Consider the following 18,284-nt stretch of genomic DNA (forward strand, 5'->3'; position numbering starts at 1 on the left):
AAACAGTAATAAAAGTCACCAAATCAAGACTTTACCACTTTCGGTTTGAATTTAAGAAAGATAAGTCGACCTAATAAAATCCATGGAAAACCATGAAGAAGAAGGTCTCCCCAATCAATTAATTTCATCCCATTTGCACCACCTGCGACCCATTTGATTTTACCCCAAATGTGTGGTTCTGGAAAAAAGGGAGCTAAGCCTAACCATGCACACATGATCAAAACCAAGCCCCAATTATTCAGAGGGTTCTTGGTTATTTTTTTTTCTTCGTTGACCATGGATAAGTGATTTGTGACCAAAAGGTTTGTGGAAATTCTTCAATTTTATCAAAGCCAAGCGGCTCATTTTTTCCTGAATTAGGAATATAAGCAGTACCAAATAAATAATCCCAAAGACTGAGTGTAATACCATAATTCACTCCATAACTTCCTTTAGGAAGAGTTTTGGCATGATGCCATGTGTGCATTACAGGGTTATTCAGAATGTATTTTAGTGGCCCATAGGTCAGATTAATATTGGCATGATTAAGATGTCCGATCGCAATCGTGAAAATATGTAAAACGAAGAAATCATCTAGTCCAAATCCGATCATTGAAAGGGGAATATATTGAATAGACTTGTAGACAATCGTCTCCATCCAATGATACCTCAGATGTGCTGCAAACCCCATTTCCTCCACTGAGTGATGAACTTTGTGAAATTCCCATAGCCAAGGGCTACGATGAAGTAATCGATGAACATTCCACTGGATAAAATCAGCAATTACAAACATTAAGAGGAATTGCCCCCAGATCGGCCAGCTGTTCACCTCGATCGCAACAAGATTTCGAACTCCAAACCAACCCAGAAAATCATTAAACGCCTCTACAAAAACATTTGAAAGCGAGTTGTAAATAATAAGTGAAAAAAGGAAAAAGTTGAAAAACATATAGAATGCATCCAACCAGAAGTCTTTTCGAAAGGCTGACTTACGGTCTCGCCATGGAAATATCAACTCCAATCCCCAAACTAATACGGATAAACCTACCAGCCACCAGAAGTAGCTATGCCAAGAAGGATGGAGTATTTCGGTTTTCAGATAATCCCAATAACCATAATATCCATCCAGTGCTATTTTTATGTATTTATTCAAAACTCATGCTGTTTAAAGAGATAATAACTCTTTACTGATGATATAGATTCCCATTACTAGAACAAACCATCCAAAACCTTTCTTCAAAACCTTATCATTGATCTTTTTAGAGAGCGAACTTCCTATAAAAATTCCTACAATAGATAATCCTGTAAAGATTAGAAGCATCTTCCAATCAATAGTTTGACTACTCACATCACCGAGAAAGCCGATCAAAGATTTAGCGGCAATAATCAATAAGGAAGTTCCTACAGCCATTTTCATAGGAAGTCTTGCCAGAAGTACCAATGCTGGAATAATCAAAAAACCACCACCAGCTCCCACAATTCCTGTTATAACACCTACCACCATTCCTTCCAATGCAATGAGAGGTATATTAAACTTAACCTCGGAATCTTCTTCAGCATCTTTTTTCCCACCACCTTTTATCATGGAATAAGATGCTGCTAGCATGATTAATGCAAAGAAAATCATGATTCCGATATTCTTGGAAATCGCCCATTCACCTATTTCAAAAAGCTGATCAGGCAGAGCTGGAACAAGAAATTTTCTTGTAAGAAAAACGGCTATGAAAGATGGTATCGCAAATACTAAAGCAGTCTTATAATTTACCAGACCTTTTTTCATGTAAGTGAAAGAACCAACCAAAGACGTACTCCCTACTACAAATAAGGAATATGCAGTAGCCAAAACTGGCTCAATTCCAAGGATATATACTAAAACCGGAACAGTGAGGATTGAACCTCCACCACCTATCAGTCCAAGACTTACGCCAATTAAAACTGCAGATGCAAAACCTATTAGAACGATGTAATCCATTTTTTTAAATTTTTCAGATTTGACTCCACAAAAGTAGATCTGTAAAAGCTTCAAAGTGGTGACAATTGTTACAATAAGCAATTCTTAGTAGTCCAAAACACTTCACTTCAGAGAATATATGAGATGAATATTAAGTCAAAAATAAATTAATCCAGAGGTGACTTTTATCATTTTTATATACTAACAGATGCTGTACTTTACTTGAAGATAAACTGAAACCCATGAAAATTCTCGTTCCAATAGATTTCTCACAAGATTCTTTAAAAGCATTAGAATTTGCTTTAGGACTTGGAAGAGGAAAGAAAACCGAAATACTTCTAGTACATATCATTGAAGTTGTATATGACTTTGCTTCTCAAGCGGCAATAGCTTTAGACACCATGTACAAAGATGCCGAATCAATGATGAACAAGCTGGTCAAAGACTATTCTTCTGATGAGGTCCATCTAAAAAAAATAATCAAAGAAGGAACTGCATCTATTTCTTTAGCCAGAATAGCCGAAGAAAAAAGAGTAGACTTAATTGTCATGGGTACAAAAGGGGCAAGCGGAGTGAAAAAAATTCTGATTGGAAGTACTGCGGTTAATTTGATCAAAGAGTCGAATATCCCAATTTTAGTAGTACCAGAAAAATCCAGAATAGAACAGATATTAAACTTAACTCTTGCGCTTGAATTTTCTGATCATGAAATCCCATTAATTCAAAAATCTATTGGATTAAGTAAAGAATGGGATCTCCCCCTAAATTTTCTTCACATTCAAAAGTCTCCAAATTTCAAGGACAAACTAGCAGCGATAGGTCTCAAAAACTACGTTGAAAGTACCTATGATGAAAAAAACACTAAAGTCAATACTATTAATTCTGATACCCTAAGCGAGGGTATTGAAACATTTCTAAGGATAAATGAAGAGACTATCTTAATCATGTGTCATCAGCACAAAAACTTCTGGAAACAAATGATTGAGGGAAGCCAGTCTATCAACATGGCTTACCACATACATATTCCCCTTTTAGTAATGAATTGATTATTTTGAAATCAATTCTTCGAAATCATCACGAATATAAATCACATTTCTACCCAACTCAATCCATTTCTTTTTTTCAAGTTGTTTTAGAAGTCTGGAAACAACTTCCCTCGATGTCCCTAGTTCCGTTGCTATTTCCTGATGAGTTGTATGTAGTTCGTTTGCCTTAAATTGCTTCATCTTGGTCACAATGTAGCGCATCAACCGCTCATCCATTCTCTTGAAAGCAACTGCATCCAATGCCTCCAACATCTCCTGAAATCTTCGTTGATAAGTAGTTGACACAAAATCTTTCCACTGCTTGTATTCATCTGAAAACTCCTCATGAACTTTGACAGGCACTGCTAAAAGCAGCGTATTTTCCTCCACAACTGCCTTAATCTCACTTGGTTTTGAGGCGGAGCAGCATGTCAAAGAAAGCGCACATGTTTCGCCAGGATCTAGATAATACAAAAAGAGTTCTTTTCCCTCCTCATCCATCCGCATTATTTTGATTGCTCCCTCTAATACAAGGGGGACCATTTTCACAAACTGACCCGGCTCCATTAATACCTTTCCCGGTTCAAGCTTGATCAATTGACTTTTGTCCAATATTGCTTGAAGTAATCTTGGATCTGTAAAACTTGGTAAATAAGCCTTTAATTCTTCTATGGTCATTAATTCCTAATGGTTCATTTAAGTAAATTAATTTCTAAATTAAGGATAAATATCAAAACCCATTTGCCTTGTATTAATAGATTTTTCAAACAAATCTTTTTGAATAAAAAAATTTAGGTGATAAATGTCACTAAATCAATTTAATACTCGAATTAAATTAGAGCATTAAATTAAATCAAACCCGACCTAACTATGAAACATTACCAGATTTTGATTATTGGTGGCGGAACTGCCGGAATAACTGTAGCAGCTCAATTAAGACGCAAGGATTCGTCATTAAACATGGCGATAATAGAGCCTTCGGAAAAACACTATTATCAGCCAGCTTGGACACTTGTCGGCGCAGGAACTTTTGACTACAAGGATACCGAACGCGACGAAGCTGATTACATTCCTGAAGGAGTAGATTGGATTAAGGATAAAGCTACAGGAATAAATCCTGAAAAAAACGAAGTGACCACTGCCAGTTCGGGTGCCTTCACATACGATTATTTGATCCCAGTTCCTGGTTTGGTGATGGCTCCCGAGCTACTCCCTGGATTACCAGAGGCGTTGGATAAAGGTGTTGTTTGCTCTAACTACACGAATCCAGAACATACTTGGGAAGTATTACAAAATTTCAAAGGTGGTAACGCTGTATTTACACAACCTACTACCCCAATTAAATGTGGAGGTGCTCCTCAGAAAATCATGTATTTGGCAGAGGATTATTTCAGAAAGCAAGGGATTAGAGATAAAACCAATGTGCTTTTTGCCACTCCAGGTACTGTTATTTTCGGAGTGCCTGACTTTGCAAAGACATTGAACAAAATAATTCATGACAGAAATATAATTTTCAAACCATTCTATGCTCCAGTCAAAATTGATGGAGAAAAGCAGGAAATTACTTTTCAATACTCTAAACCTGGCGAAAGTAATTGTACGATAATGGAGGGGAATGTATTGGGTGAAGAGCTGGTTGGTGCAATGGAAATTAAAGTCCATTTCGATATGCTTCATTTGGCACCACCACAAGCGGCTCCCAAGTTTATCCAAGAATCGCTGATATCAATCCAAGACGGGCCTGGTAAAGGTTGGATTGATGTCGATATTCATACTATGCAGCACAAGCGCTTTCCAAATATTTTCTCCATTGGAGATGTGGCTTCTTTGCCCACTGCTAAAACAGGTGCAGCTATTCGTAAGCAAGCTCCAGTATTGGTTGACAATCTAATTCAATTAATAAAAACCGGAAAAGTAGGTCACGAATCCTATGAAGGTTATTCCTCTTGTCCAATCGTGACGGGTTATGGAAAGATGCTATTAGCTGAATTTAAATACGATAATGTAAGAGATAGCGATCCATTGATTTCAAAATTTGTGGACACTACCAAAGAACAATACAGCATGTGGCTTCTTAAAAAATATGGTTTACCATTTATGTATTGGAATCTAATGCTAAGAGGAAAAGCCTAAAAAAAAGACCGACTTAAGTCGGTCTTTTTAATTTTCATTCGCAAGTCGGACAACAAACGAATGGGACTTTGGTTAGTGGTGAAGTCCTTAGTATCCTAAAATGACCCAAACTTGTGCTTAGCGGTCTCATCTCCTCTGGAGAATTCGTTTCTGGCATCTCTTGCAAGTTTTGTTTCTTTAAAATAGTATGGAAAACCTGCGAATCATCCAGATCTTTATAAGCCTCCATGTGATCAAATAGGTTGGTAATGTTTCCAAAAACTTCAACAACCAAAACGCTCAAAGGGCTATCTTCTGGAAGTCCAAACATTGCCAAACGATTTGCAATCTCCTGAGATTCAAAAATAGCTGTACCCACAGGTTGATTTTCTTTAAGGGTCGCAATCAAATGTCCTATTTCCAGTTGAGCTACATTTTTTGTCAAAGCAGAAGGTAGTACTTTTGAGACAATATTATTTTTGTACCCTGCATCTACTATAGACTTAAATTTATCTTCCTCTTTTTTGGAAGGTTTTACTTTCATACCGATTTTCATAATCCGCTCCCCTAACAAAATATTTCTAAAATCCTTTCCATCAGCCTGAGTAACCTGGGCATATAAAACAGCCCAAAGACTGGTTCTAGGAGGTTTTGCAGTGACATTTTTACCATTAAATACCGCCTTGGCAAAAGGGGCAGAAATATACATTAGCTCTGAATCTCTATTAAGAGAACAAAGTAAAGTCGGCGCAGGATGTTGAATACCTGTGACTCTTAATGCTCTTCCAAAACGGCCTTGAGCTGTAGACCATAGGTTGTCATCCCTATCATCAAAGTAGGCATGACCTACCCTAAATTCATAAGTAAAAAACCCAAAAAGCTCTGGGCTCTCTGCATGCATTCCCGGAGGGATCGGGAGAATAAAATGACGATCACTATCTAATGAAGGCATCATCTGTTGCATCGCCCCTATTCCAGCTAAGTCATCACTTTGATCAGGAATTATAACACGGGTTTGCTCTGGATCCAAAGCCAAAGGACTCTCCTCTGGTGCAATAAATTGATCCTGTGAGTTGTTCGAAAGTAATTGGTCTGGAGCGTTAGCCAAGACCCGACAAAAATACAAGTCATCAGGATTTGATACGGGTTCTTCAAATTCAATCCAAAGATGCCTTCTCCGCACTTCAGAGGAACTGTAATCCTCAGTTCGCTCATATGGGGAAAAAGCCAGTCCCACACTTTTTAACTTTGGCATTTGAGATGGCGGCAATACGGTTGGCAATGATAATCGCTCCAATTCTAAGGAGGCAGTAGAAACATGATTTGGCTTGAAATTCGGAGTAACTCTATATTCCACCCAGACTTCATCAGGGAATCTAAGTTCTCCATTTGGTCTTTTAAGGTCATTCTTTGGCTCAATCGCATCCAAAAAAATAATTCGTGTATAGTCGCGATTAATCCGTCCAAAACGATCCGATTGCAGCGCTTCAAAAGATACGGTATGCTTTAATTCCACCTCGCCTGCATTTTGTAGGTTTCGCCATTCAGAATCCTTATCTCTTCTAAATTTATATCGCTTACTTATTATGAAAGCATCATTTACCAAACTATCCCAAGTCCAATCCCGCTGGATTTTGTAGTTAATCCCTCCTATCCAATGGTTTTGAAGCTCAGCTTTAGATGCAAAAGTGATACTACTTCCATCAGGTGCAAGTGAGTGCCTGATCCGAGAACTACAGCCAAAGGCAATTCTTTCACCCTTTGGAGCAATAAGCGTAAGTCCTTTAGAAAGACATCCTAATGCTTCTGCCAGCCTACTTACTACGTCTGGAGTTCCACTTTCTGTTTCCCTTTTCAAAAGAATGGAAAAAGGGTTTCTTTTGCGGGTAGGGACATCATCTGGTTTCAGAAAAACCCCCTGAACAACAGGTACATTTTGATAAGGGGCCAAGAGCTCAGTTTCATTTTGAGGTTCCTTATAGAATAGAAGCTGTGTCGTTTTGCCATAACGACTATCTAACTCGATATCTGAACTGATTGATCCAAAATATTCATCTGGATCCTCTTCAGTTGATGCAAATGCACGCATCGTCACGCGGACATGGCGACCAGTAGGAATAATCAGCTGATCCATAGCATCCAAATCAGAGTTTTTGAGATTTGCCATGAAAAAGGGGTTCGCTTCCTCACCGAGATTTAATACTGGCACATCAATAAACTCCACCGGAATTGTCAAACTAGAGTCAAATGATTCTCCGAAAGACCTTTTGGTTTGGTATAATGTGATGAAAGAATCCTTACCTGACTGACTGAGCGAAGTATCCATTCGCAAAGATTTAACCTCTACTCTAATGAATACTTCCCTGACATCTGGATCGGGCAAGGCGGGTTTTAGAGTATCATTCGTAAAACTCAAATTTTTCAATTCAGCGATAGGATCAATTCCTATCTTTTGATACTTCATTGTAAAAACAACGGCCGGATATTCCAACAACGGTCGCTCCACTACGATTTCCGGATTTGCTGAAAACTGGGTTTCATCCGAATCAGTAGAATTGAAATACTCTCCCGTCTGATTCAATAAATGTCCAGGTTTCGCAATTCGCAACATTCCAGGATTTACATACCTTTTAAAAGCAACCGAAGTGGCAGCACTTGGGGCAGGGTTTAATGGAAAATCTTCAATTTTAGGCCCTCCTCCACTAATGTCTGTTAGACGAATTCTAAAGTCATAACTTTGTCCATACCTTAAGATTGTTTTTAAGGGCTTTGGTTTCAGAGTTGAATTCATTTCGACTTTCCTGTTTTCAGGACCTCCAATCAATGCGCCATTGTCTTGATCATTTTTATAAATCTGAAGGGCATCTTGGTCTTCGGTAACGAGACTTTTACCAAGCCAATAAGCATAATACATGGGCAACCAATAATTTGCTCCAGCCGGACCATTGATTTTGGTGGGATAAACTTGATAAGGAATCTCGGTCGTTTTGCCTGGTAAAAAAGCTGCCATCGAATGGGTGTTTGCAATTTCCACCTCATTCAAACTTTCCCAAAAACTTCCTGAGCTAGACTCTTTGACATCAAGATGGTAACCTATGACACTAAGCGCAGAATCTACTCGCTCACCTGATCCCGATGCAGCTGGGTTTTCGGTAAGTTGGCGGATATACCAGATCAATATCTGCTCATCATCCCAACCACAGCGAATCCCAGTTTCTTTTTGAGGATGAAATCCGTCGGAGCTTTCCTTAAGCATATTCCCGCTGATGGGTTGATTAGCATGTACAATCTTGGCAAAACCATCATCATAAGTATTCGCTTCTTGAAATAATTCGTCCCATGGCCCCAATGGAATGGTAGGTGTTGTAGCAGGTGCCTTAATCACCAAAACTGGGAATACGACTGGTGCAAATACAACCCTCGGTTTTTTTGAATCCAATTCAGGAATTCGGGCTGCATATTGTTTTACCAGCTGACCATTTGGAGAAGCTATCTGCTTTAATTGTACGTCAGCATATGGATCATTGGTGATTTTAGCAAAAAGGTATCCCCCATTTTTAAACCAATCAGGCTTAACTTGAAGTGTTACCTTGTAAATCATTCCACATGCTTCTGCCAACAAAGGCTGCTTCAGAATTTGCGCGAAGACTTTTCCCCAACTCACTTTTTCCTTTGGAGTAACTGGTTGAAGTGGAAGCTTTTCTCTGATTGCACATTCGTAGCTATCATCAGTCACTCCATTGGGGTGCCGAGGCTGCGTGAAATTAAAACTATTTCTATAGGAACTTGGAAGATATTTTTTAACGCTTTTTTCAACTGGTATAGGAGCCTGAAGCTTATCTGAAGTATCAATGACAGGAACAGGAAAGCTTTCTGAAATTTGTTTTAAAAGAATCCCCTTCTTTTCAGCTTTTTTCACTTCGACTGGAACAAAAAGAGGTTTTCTAGCAGGATTCGTGGTATTCTCTACTGGAAAATCTTCAGTTCCTTTTACTATTGCCAAGGAGAATTCAGGCTGAAAATCAGCAAATCCCACTACTTTGGAAGGATTAGGGAGTCCAGTATTCCAATCTTGGAAAGGATTGGCATTTCTTGGAATAACGACTATATGAACCGTAAGATTTTCCCCATCAAAATGTTGGGGAAGCGTCATGAGCGTGATTAATCTATTTTTTTCCATGATAAAAATGGTGAAGTGAAAAGTAATATTTAAGCGATCTGTCTGGACTCTTCCCAAGTCTCCTCAAAATCAATATTGATTACAAAGCATATGCTGATCTCAATTCCAAACGTCACTGAAGCTGTGCACTCAGTTCGATCCTCAGCAATAAGTCTGGTGATCGTACCGCTGGCCTCAATATATATCGTCACCGAAACCAATCCTCCAACTAGGCTAGCCCGACCTTTGAACAGCATGTAAGCCGTGACACTTATTTGAGTGAGATCCGCATAGAGCTCACATCCTACGATATAGGTAACAGAAACATTGCCGACGACCGGTAGACCAACAGCTATCGAAGCTCCAAACCCAAACCTCATCAAAAGACTAGGGCCGATCTTCGTATCACAAGCGACTTTGAGTACGACTTCACCCACTGCAAAAACGGTTGCTCCACCCACCGTCACGCACATGACCTCCAATCCTCCGTTGAATTGAATATATGCGCCCGCCGTCGGAAGCAATTGCTTTGGATCGTCTGTCACCTTTAAAGCAGCATTGAAATAAACGCCCAACTCTAAGCCTGCTTCTAATTTTAGAGGAGTTGTAGGGTTATTATAGAGATTTTCTTCAGGTGGGAACCTGACAAGCGGGATTTCCTTGGAAGCTTCAAATTTGTATTCCCAGATTTCTCCTGCATTACTCATGGCAATCTGAAGCCCTTTTTTCATTACATCTGCATATTTCCCTTGACTTAAGGACATCAACATCTGCAAGAGGTCTATGACTGGTTGGAGCGCATCGCTAAACTCGATTTCGGGAGAAGGGTAGCCTATACTTGGGAAATTAGAATCCGGACCTCCTTTATAGCTTGATTCCGAACCTTTTTTAGAGTCAAAATTCCCTTTGATCGTCATTAATCTTTTGAAAGACCCCAAATCAACCACCATAGCAATATTATTGAGCCGGTTTTTCCAAGTCTCAGCGGCATCGTTTGCAAAAGAGTTGATATCAAAGTTCAACTTGCTGTCTACATATGTTCCTGAAGACTTACTCTTCTGGGTTTTATAATCAATGTAGATTTTCAGAGACTCCATCTCCACCAAGACCACTTCCCAAGGAGGCATATCAAATGCCAAAGCTTTTTCAGCAAGGCTATTTGTTTTGTCAGCTATCAATTTGAATCCGGAATCGACCAAAGAATCTCCTTGTTTTTCAGAAAGGATGGCTAGCAGTTCTAAAACCTTCACCCCTCCATCTACAAAAGTCGGATTCTCTTTAAAGATTGAACTTGATACATTTTGCCCTTCTTTCAGTCCATCTGTTAAAGCCACTGCCTTCCCAAAGTCGTCAATTGCATTTCCAATATTTGGGAAAATCCCATTTCCTGACATCAAACGATAAGCATCCGCATAAAGCAGTGGAGTTTTACTGAGCAGTTTGGTATTCCCCTTCGCAAAAGACGGTGTAAGAACAAGTGCTTTTTGAGTTGAAGTGGTCTGAAGCAATCCGTAGTTTATGGTATTTGTATTTGGAGTCCTTAATAACTCAGTTGGGTTTGCCAGTCGAAGCAATTGACTGTTTACATCCGAATCCTTAACCACTTTAGCTTGATCCCATTCTCCGATTCGAATGAGTGGTACAGGAATATGAGGAGGCAACGGTGAAACTTCTCCACTAGCAATTTGGTGTTGAACGGTGGTCCAGCTACCAGTTTTGGGTAGTAGTACACTTCCTCTTGCAGAAGCTACAAAAATGGGATCTGATCCATTTGTATCAACTGAATTGGAGAAATCAAACCTGGAAATTCGCATCAATTGTCCAGACTTATTTACATCCATTACGCAGTCAATATCTCCTCCAATCGAGCCACCCTGAAGATTTAAAAGTTCCTTGAATCGTTGAGGAGTAAGTGTGAATCCGGTTGGCGATAGCTGTACGTATCCGAGAATTTTCTTCGCAGGGGTTCGATTATTTTTATGACCCTGGACAAGGTTTTCAAGTTCTACATCTGCATCAAAAAATACCGGAGCACAAATAATCTTGATTTCTTTAGGAGTTGTATCATTCCAAGTCTGTTCTACACCCAATATGTCGATGTATTTTTCCCCCTTTTTTACCAAATCAGTTCGTTCAAACTCACCAATTGAAGCGTCTTCGGTAATGTTTCTGACATTATACAATCCTCTTAAAGTACCTGGGTGAATTTTGTAGGGTACAACCTCTACTGAATTTGCTCCTCTTACAAAACTATATGTAAAATCAAACCTACCATCGCTCTCGGGCTGCCAGCCACTATCAACTCGATAAACGTAGCCCGAACTGGTTCTAAATAAGGTGATTGTTCTGACCACCCGAATCCCCCAAGGATAAACCAAGCTTTTGACCTGAATTACCTCATGCCCTGTTCGGCCGAGCATAATATCAAACCTTGCTTGACTCGTACTTGCTATTGCTGCTGAAGGGCTCAACCAATTGCTGAAAGTACTAGCCCCATATCCTGAAAAATCAATACTTACAACAGGTACACCTTTTGGATCTCCATTGATAGTTGAAAACTCACCATTGAAAATTTTTGTCACATGATCTCCCAGTGTACTGGCACCAGTCGGTGCTCCTATAATGTTTAAAATGTTGTTGATTTGAAAAGTAAACCCATCAAACATTGGGAAATCATCCATCCCTACTTTATCAGGAATCTTTTTGCCTGCATCTCCTCCTGTTGCCCTCAGCTGGATTCCCCCTTTTAAATCATCAGGGAAATTTGGCCGTATATTTTCGAGTTTAGGTTTTAGCTGATTATAAGGTGCATTTTGACTAAGTTGAGCTACTGCTTTTAGTCCGAAAGGCAAAGTAAATTGTGCTATCACTTCAGTTTTAAGAAGTTTGTAATTCTCCAAAAGGAAGGATGTCAAGGGAATGGGAGCTAGTGTTACAGGATTTGAATTACTTATCAAAAGCCGAGAAGGACCTCCATCATTTGGGTAATAATTGAAATAAGCAGGTGGATCCATCGGACCGGCTTGTTCCGGAGGAGGCGGTGGGGTGAGATTTTGGACTGGTTCCCAAGCTACTTGTGGAAGCAAAAATATCCGAGCCATATAGCCAGGGACTTTTACCTCCATTCCTTCGACTAGCAAAGTCTCACTATTATTTCCCGAAACCACTGCTTCTGACTCTGAAACATGGGTAACGGTTGCAGTAATCTTTCTTGGGCTAGAAAAACCCGGGTTGCCCCCATAGCTTACTCCTAACTGGTTTGCATTAGAACTTACATCTAAAAGTGTAAAATAATCATTTCCAATTGGACTTACTGCTTGGTTATATGCTGCTTCATAATCAGGAACATCCTTCCTAAATGCTGACTTAGTGCTGCTTTTTATCCGATTGACTGGAGATTCTGCAGCGAGATTATTAGCAACAGCATTTTGATTTGATTGATTAAGATTCTGCGGTCCAAAATGAAAAGAAACTGAAACCTCATCGTCTTTATCTTCGATTGGCTTTTGGATGATTCGACAAATTAACCAGCTTTTGATGCTAGTAAGTTCACCTGTCTGCTTGCCTATAAATCTGTTTAAAATCCCAAGGTTAGCTAAATAAGGGTCAGGAAGAGTTGGCAAATAGGATATCATCCCAAATACCAAATACGTCTGACTTTGAGTGATCTTTTCCCAAGCATCGTCGCACTTTCCAAAAATCATCGCACCATTTACAGGAGAAACTGTAAAGAGTGCATTCTCTAGTGCAAGAGCTAGAGATTTAAACTTCGGAACTTTATCAAATGGTAATTTATTATCCCACAGGATATTATCATCAATCAAATAAATCAAATTCTGAAGCTCACCTCCTCCCAAGATGACCAGTGATTTCTTTGTTTTTACAGAAACCGCATGACCGTTTACCTGCTTTGGCCTATCCACAGACAAAACAGCATCAGCCTGAGAAATCACAAGTTCAGTTCCTGAAGAAACACAATTGTACAAGAAAAGATTTTGACCTGTATATTTTAGGTTCACTGTTGTCCCATATGGATTTTGGACGTCTTTCCAATGATCAAAATCCTGAGAGATCCCTGCATTCCCTGAATCAAGGGAGGTAATAGCTATCCTACCTTCTTCCACTAAAAACAAACTCTCATTTAGGGGAAGTGAACCTCCTTTTAACCCTTTCCAACTACAATTTATGCCCGGCTCCCAATTCTGAACCATTCCACCAACACCTGCAGCTTCGAGTGGTGCATTGGTATCAATTGCCCCAGCGGGAATTGCCCAAAAACTAGCCTTAATTGATGACTTCCCTTCCAAGGAAAAATATTTCCCGGAGAAACTCAGCGGTTCAAAATCTCCTTTTGAATAATTAAAAGGAATACAAAAACGATTTAATTGACTGTTGAAAATGGGTTGCTTGTTTGCAAATTGGAAAGCCCCTTTTTCTCCATATACTTTCCATTCAGCATTTCCAGCATCTTGAATTTGACCTACCCCATTCCCTCTGAAGCGAAACCTTAATTTGTCAGGCAATTGAAGCGAAAGTTCTGCTGCATCCGATCCATATTTCTTTTTGCCCTTAGAACCTTTTTTAGGGGGTGAATCCAATTCTAGATTCACGTTAACTTGGGTAGTTGCGCTAAGAGTCAAATTGGAACCTTGAGCTACTGGTTTAGCAGTCAAGTCAATCTGCCCACCTTTTACTTTCAATCCAAAATACCGATCATTTGGAGCAGATGAATCAAATAACTTTACTTGTACCCAAACAGTACCTGAAAGTATTTTGTAAGAATCTGACACCTCAATCGGTGGAGCATTTAAAGTCTGGAATCTGGGTTTGGTGAAGCTTGATTTAAATAGAATAAATGGCTCATTGGTATTCTGCTTCCGAAGCGCTATCAGTTTTTCAACTCGGTAAACATCCAAGAAAACTTGAAGTCCATCCACCCGTGTGATCGGGCCAATTGTCTTATCCACTTTTGCACCCACAGCCCATGAAGGAACACTGGATTTGATCTGACTAGTCCGAATAGGAATCTCCCTTACAAATACCTTAGTATTTGGCTCTTTCTCTTGAACTTTTACAGCTTCCTTGACTACTTTCTCAAGCTCAATTTGTCTCGGCTTACTCATTCTTTCCCTAAAAAAGAAATCTGCTGATTGGATGCTTAGCTTTTCGGATTGTGATTCTTCAGCAGATTGGAATTTCATTGCCTGGGCTACAAGAGGCATTCCTTCTTTAATCGCTGAAACTTCTTTTGGATTCGCTCCTTCTAACTGACCAAAAATCTCAGTTAATAAATCTTGTAATAAGTCTTTTTCCATGGTAAAAAAAATTTATGGTGGAGCTTTCTCCCAACAGAAAACCAGATTCTACCCGACACTAAAAATTCAACTGCACCAATTTTGGATTGAAAAAAAGCATTAGAAATCTATGGTTTTTTCTACATAAATCCGAATAATAATTCATTATAATTAATTGAAAATCTATTATTTAAGATTTATTTTGAAACCAAAAAGTTTAATGAAAAAAGTCTTTAATAATCTTAAAGTTCAAGAAAACTTGAAATGTTAAAAACCATTTATACAAATGTCCAACTCAAAATAAATTATATCCATTTAACTTCGATTCTGAATTAGCACTTTTACGATTTATGAAATCAATATTTCTTTCTGTAATAGCCTTCTTTTTCTATGCTTCTGCATTTTCTCAACAGGTGAAAATCGTAGAGTCTGGCAGCAATTTACCGCTTCCGGGGGTGATGATTTATTCGAATGCTCCAGGAAATTCCATTCTCACGAATAATGAAGGAATTGCAGATTTGGGGATTTTTGACAAAAGTAAAATTTTGAATTTTCAACTGTTTGGATTCAGTTCATTAAAATTGACGTTTGAAGAACTGGAAAAAAATGAATTTTTTCTAAAAATGAATCCTGATTTGATGAGTTTAGAACCTGCAGTGGTTTCTGCATCTAGATGGAGTCAAAGCAGTTCTGATGTACCAACCAAGATTTCTGTTTTTTCATCCAAAAACCTTCTAATTCGTAACCCGGCAAATACCGCAGATTGGCTTGGAAATAGTGGTGAAGTTTTCGTTCAGAAAAGTCAGCAAGGAGGTGGTAGTCCAATGATTCGTGGATTTTCTGCAAATCGGCTCTTATATGCTGTGGACGGAATCAGAATGAATACTGCAATTTTTCGAAGTGGAAATCTTCATAATGTTATTTCCTTGGATCCTTTTGCAATTTCGACCACTGAAGTTCTTTTTGGACCTGGTTCAGTCATGTATGGCAGCGATGCAATTGGAGGGGTAATGTCATTTGAAACGCTTGATCCCAGTTTTGCAAATGGAGATAAGAATTGGTCTGCCAATGTGATTTCTCGATTTGCTTCAGCAAATAAGGAAGCAACAATTCATGCTGATTTCAGGTACGCGACCAAGCGATGGGCATTTTTATCCAGTTTTTCAAAATTTGAATACGGAGATTTAAAAATGGGCAGAATTGGACCTTCTGATTATTTGCGCCCAAATTATGCAGGTTTAGAAAATGGAGTGGACGTGATAATCCAAAATTCAGATCCGAAGGTTCAAGTATCGAGCGGATATGAACAATATAATTTGATGCAGAAAATAAAATTTAAGGCAAATGAAAAAACTGTCTTAAGCTATGGTTTTCATTATAGTAAGTCCGGCGACATTCCCCGATACGACAGATTGATCGAGCAAAATGGAAATAAATTGAAATTTGCTGTTTGGTCTTATGGTCCTCAAGTTTGGCTTATGAATAATTTAGGAATCACGAGAGAAAGTGATTCAAAACTCTTCGACCAGATGAAAGTCAAAATCGCACAGCAATACTTCGAGGAGAGTAGGATTGACCGGCGATTTGGAAATCAAAATCAGAATACCCGAACTGAAAAAGTTAACGCATATTCCATTAATGCTGATTTCTTGAAAACCATTAAAAACGAAAGTTTCCTGAGTTACGGAGCTGAACTGGTCTTCAATCGTGTAAATTCTGAAGGAATTACCGAGAATATTGGTACTGGGACGACTCAACCTACAACAAGCAGGTATCCCAATTCAGATTGGTTTTCTGCAGGAATCTATTCGACCTACCATGCTACCCTGTCCGAAAAAGTGAAGATGCAGACTGGGCTTCGATATAATTTTACAAGCCTAAGTGCAGATTTTACGAATAACATCAAATTCTATCCTTTACCCTTTTCAACGAGTAAAAACAACTTCAGCGCCCTGACCGGAAGCTTTGGAATGGTGATACAGCCTGAAGAATCCTTTTCCATCTCCCCGACTCTATCAACAGGTTTCCGAGCGCCCAATGTGGATGATGTTGGAAAAATCTTCGATTCTGCACCTGGTGCTGTTTTGGTTCCCAATCCAGAGCTAAAACCAGAATATGCCTACAATGCAGAACTAAACTTGAATAAGCACTTTCAACGATTTAAATTTGATCTAAGTGGATACTACACTCTACTTAGAGATGCAATGGTGAGAAGACCTTTCACTCTTAATGGAGAATCGATAATTGATTATGACGGAGAAGCCAGCCAAGTTTTCGCAATTCAAAATGCTGCCTCCGCAAAGGTTTATGGAGTACAGGCAGGTTTTGAGCTTGCCATTTCTAAATATTTCTTAATCACATCACGATATAATTGGCAAAATGGTACTGAGGAATTGGATAATGGCAGTAAAAGTCCATCCAGACATGCTGCCCCAGCTTTCGGTCTGAGTAGATTGACTTTTTCTAAAAAGGATCTCAAAATAGAGCTTACTAGTCGATATAGTGCTGAAGTTTCCTTTTCAGAGCTACCGTTTGAAGAAAAAGAAAAGCCTCAGCTCTATGCCAAAGATGAAAATGGAAATCCTTATGCTCCAAGTTGGGCTGTTCTTAATTTGAATACCACATACCAACTGTTTCCTGCCCTTCAGCTTATGGCAGGAGTCGAAAATATCCAGGACAGAAGGTATCAATCTTATAGTTCAGGGTTAGCGGCTCCTGGGAGAAATTTTAGCTTTTCGATTAAAGCCTCCTTCTAGGTTAAACCAAAATTTCTTTAAACAGTTAATTTGAAGGAGTTAAAAAATGATGAAGAAAAGTATAAAAAAATCGATAGCAACAATTGGAGTATTAACCTTGATTGCTCTACTTCCTATCAGCTGTGGTGTAGTTTGCAGTGACCCATGTGGCTGCGGACCTCGGTTTGAAGTTAAAGACTTTACAATTCTTTCATTTGAAACTCTTTCGCTTACTAAAGCTGGACAACGAGTCAACCCTAGCACTCCCCTTCCCTACAGAGATATATTTAAAGCTTTCCGAATACTTGATACCCAAACACTTTCTTTAAATAATGAAAAAAATGGCCTTGGTTCGTTGGGGCTAGCTTATGCCTGCAGCCCTGAAAGCCCGAAATCAAAAGACTTGATGACAGGAATTCAGATTTTAAACTCCAAAGAAGTGATATTGGGCGATGGTAGAATACTTGAAGTAGGTGATGATATCACTGATTTTTTTGAGATTAATTATTTTTTTACCGAAAGCACAAGCCCTTTTGAAGTCTTTTTCAAGGCCCCACTAGAAGTGTACCGGGATGATCTTTTTAAGCTGGGATGGAAGGAAAACCCAGGAAAAGAGGTAGTTCTGGAATTTAGCCTTCGGATATTTTTCACTAATAACAAAGAGTTTAACCTCAATAATGAAGTTTTTGCAATAAGGGAATTCTAAATCACCTGAAAAGCTGATAAAAATCTTCTTTATTTTTCTTTAGATTCATTCCAAATAATGTTAATTTTGCATTCGCTATACGGCTTGATCTACTTATGTTGAAAACTGCGGACCAAATTCCTGTCACCCAAACGGCTGTAATTAAAGAAATAATTGATTCGCCATTAAAAATCAACTTAATGGAATTGGGATTTCTACCCGGAAAAGAGATCACCTTAAAATTTTCCGCCCCTATGGGAGGACCTATGGCTTTTAAATTGGATGAGACTATTTTGGCACTTCGCAAAAATGAGGCCTCGCTGATAGAAGTGCAATTGCTCTGA

General features: G+C 39.0%; 11 protein-coding genes. 5 read left to right on the plus strand and 6 right to left on the minus strand.

What is annotated here, in order from left to right; translation table 11 throughout:
- Positions 1–23: 23 nt before the first annotated feature.
- Genes BVC88_RS10975 through BVC88_RS10985 form a run of 3 tightly spaced genes read right to left on the minus strand, consistent with a single transcriptional unit; the run spans position 24 to position 1,951 of the window.
- Positions 24–278 carry a hypothetical protein gene (locus BVC88_RS10975; protein WP_075350736.1) on the minus strand — a complete coding sequence of 85 codons (255 nt, stop codon included), beginning with the start codon at positions 276–278 and terminating at the stop codon, positions 24–26.
- On the minus strand, positions 254–1,132 hold the full coding sequence (locus tag BVC88_RS10980) for a sterol desaturase family protein (protein ID WP_075350737.1): 879 nt from the start codon (positions 1,130–1,132) through the stop codon (positions 254–256). The genes BVC88_RS10975 and BVC88_RS10980 overlap by 25 nt, the downstream gene beginning before the upstream one ends.
- Before the next feature lie 12 nt (positions 1,133–1,144).
- A complete protein-coding gene (locus tag BVC88_RS10985) occupies positions 1,145–1,951 on the minus strand; it encodes a sulfite exporter TauE/SafE family protein (RefSeq protein WP_075350943.1) in 807 nt (268 codons plus the stop codon).
- A gap of 221 nt (positions 1,952–2,172) precedes the next feature.
- Between BVC88_RS10985 and BVC88_RS10990 the strand changes: the two genes are divergently transcribed.
- On the plus strand, positions 2,173–2,976 hold the full coding sequence (locus BVC88_RS10990) for a universal stress protein (RefSeq protein ID WP_075350738.1): 804 nt from the start codon (positions 2,173–2,175) through the stop codon (positions 2,974–2,976).
- Here the strand turns inward: BVC88_RS10990 and BVC88_RS10995 are convergent, their stop codons facing one another.
- Positions 2,977–3,633 carry a Crp/Fnr family transcriptional regulator gene (locus tag BVC88_RS10995; protein WP_075350739.1) on the minus strand — a complete coding sequence of 219 codons (657 nt, stop codon included), beginning with the start codon at positions 3,631–3,633 and terminating at the stop codon, positions 2,977–2,979.
- A 192-nt stretch (positions 3,634–3,825) separates the two neighbouring features.
- On the opposite strand from BVC88_RS10995, the gene BVC88_RS11000 reads away from it, so the two are divergent.
- A complete protein-coding gene (locus BVC88_RS11000) occupies positions 3,826–5,088 on the plus strand; it encodes an NAD(P)/FAD-dependent oxidoreductase (RefSeq protein ID WP_075350740.1) in 1,263 nt (420 codons plus the stop codon).
- 34 nt (positions 5,089–5,122) lie between these two features.
- Here the strand turns inward: BVC88_RS11000 and BVC88_RS11005 are convergent, their stop codons facing one another.
- The gene (locus tag BVC88_RS11005; protein ID WP_075350741.1) at positions 5,123–9,247 is read right to left on the minus strand and encodes a hypothetical protein; all 4,125 of its coding nucleotides are present in this window, start codon (positions 9,245–9,247) and stop codon (positions 5,123–5,125) included.
- Between the two features lie 29 nt (positions 9,248–9,276).
- Positions 9,277–14,541 (minus strand): hypothetical protein, encoded by a 5,265-nt coding sequence (locus BVC88_RS11010; protein WP_075350742.1) that lies wholly within the window; start codon positions 14,539–14,541, stop codon positions 9,277–9,279.
- A 329-nt stretch (positions 14,542–14,870) separates the two neighbouring features.
- Between BVC88_RS11010 and BVC88_RS11015 the strand changes: the two genes are divergently transcribed.
- From BVC88_RS11015 to BVC88_RS11025, 3 genes are all read left to right on the plus strand, one after another.
- The gene (locus BVC88_RS11015; protein ID WP_075350743.1) at positions 14,871–17,276 is read left to right on the plus strand and encodes a TonB-dependent receptor plug domain-containing protein; all 2,406 of its coding nucleotides are present in this window, start codon (positions 14,871–14,873) and stop codon (positions 17,274–17,276) included.
- Positions 17,277–17,322: 46 nt separating this feature from the next.
- Positions 17,323–17,961 carry a hypothetical protein gene (locus BVC88_RS11020; protein WP_075350744.1) on the plus strand — a complete coding sequence of 213 codons (639 nt, stop codon included), beginning with the start codon at positions 17,323–17,325 and terminating at the stop codon, positions 17,959–17,961.
- 95 nt (positions 17,962–18,056) lie between these two features.
- Positions 18,057–18,284 carry a FeoA family protein gene (locus tag BVC88_RS11025; protein WP_075350745.1) on the plus strand — a complete coding sequence of 76 codons (228 nt, stop codon included), beginning with the start codon at positions 18,057–18,059 and terminating at the stop codon, positions 18,282–18,284.

Source organism: Algoriphagus marinus (assembly GCF_001936475.1).
Classification (GTDB): Bacteria; Bacteroidota; Bacteroidia; order Cytophagales; family Cyclobacteriaceae; genus Algoriphagus; species Algoriphagus marinus.

What these genes read in the sequence shown, in the direction of transcription:
- BVC88_RS10975 (WP_075350736.1), bottom strand. Translation starts at nt 278, where the DNA reads ATGGTCAACGAAGAAAAAAAAATAACCAAGAACCCTCTGAATAATTGG.
- BVC88_RS10985 (WP_075350943.1), bottom strand. Translation starts at nt 1,951, where the DNA reads ATGGATTACATCGTTCTAATAGGTTTTGCATCTGCAGTTTTAATTGGC.
- BVC88_RS10990 (WP_075350738.1), top strand. Translation starts at nt 2,173, where the DNA reads ATGAAAATTCTCGTTCCAATAGATTTCTCACAAGATTCTTTAAAAGCA.
- BVC88_RS10995 (WP_075350739.1), bottom strand. Translation starts at nt 3,633, where the DNA reads ATGACCATAGAAGAATTAAAGGCTTATTTACCAAGTTTTACAGATCCA.
- BVC88_RS11000 (WP_075350740.1), top strand. Translation starts at nt 3,826, where the DNA reads ATGAAACATTACCAGATTTTGATTATTGGTGGCGGAACTGCCGGAATA.
- BVC88_RS11005 (WP_075350741.1), bottom strand. Translation starts at nt 9,247, where the DNA reads ATGGAAAAAAATAGATTAATCACGCTCATGACGCTTCCCCAACATTTT.
- BVC88_RS11010 (WP_075350742.1), bottom strand. Translation starts at nt 14,541, where the DNA reads ATGGAAAAAGACTTATTACAAGATTTATTAACTGAGATTTTTGGTCAG.
- BVC88_RS11015 (WP_075350743.1), top strand. Translation starts at nt 14,871, where the DNA reads ATGAAATCAATATTTCTTTCTGTAATAGCCTTCTTTTTCTATGCTTCT.
- BVC88_RS11020 (WP_075350744.1), top strand. Translation starts at nt 17,323, where the DNA reads ATGATGAAGAAAAGTATAAAAAAATCGATAGCAACAATTGGAGTATTA.
- BVC88_RS11025 (WP_075350745.1), top strand. Translation starts at nt 18,057, where the DNA reads ATGTTGAAAACTGCGGACCAAATTCCTGTCACCCAAACGGCTGTAATT.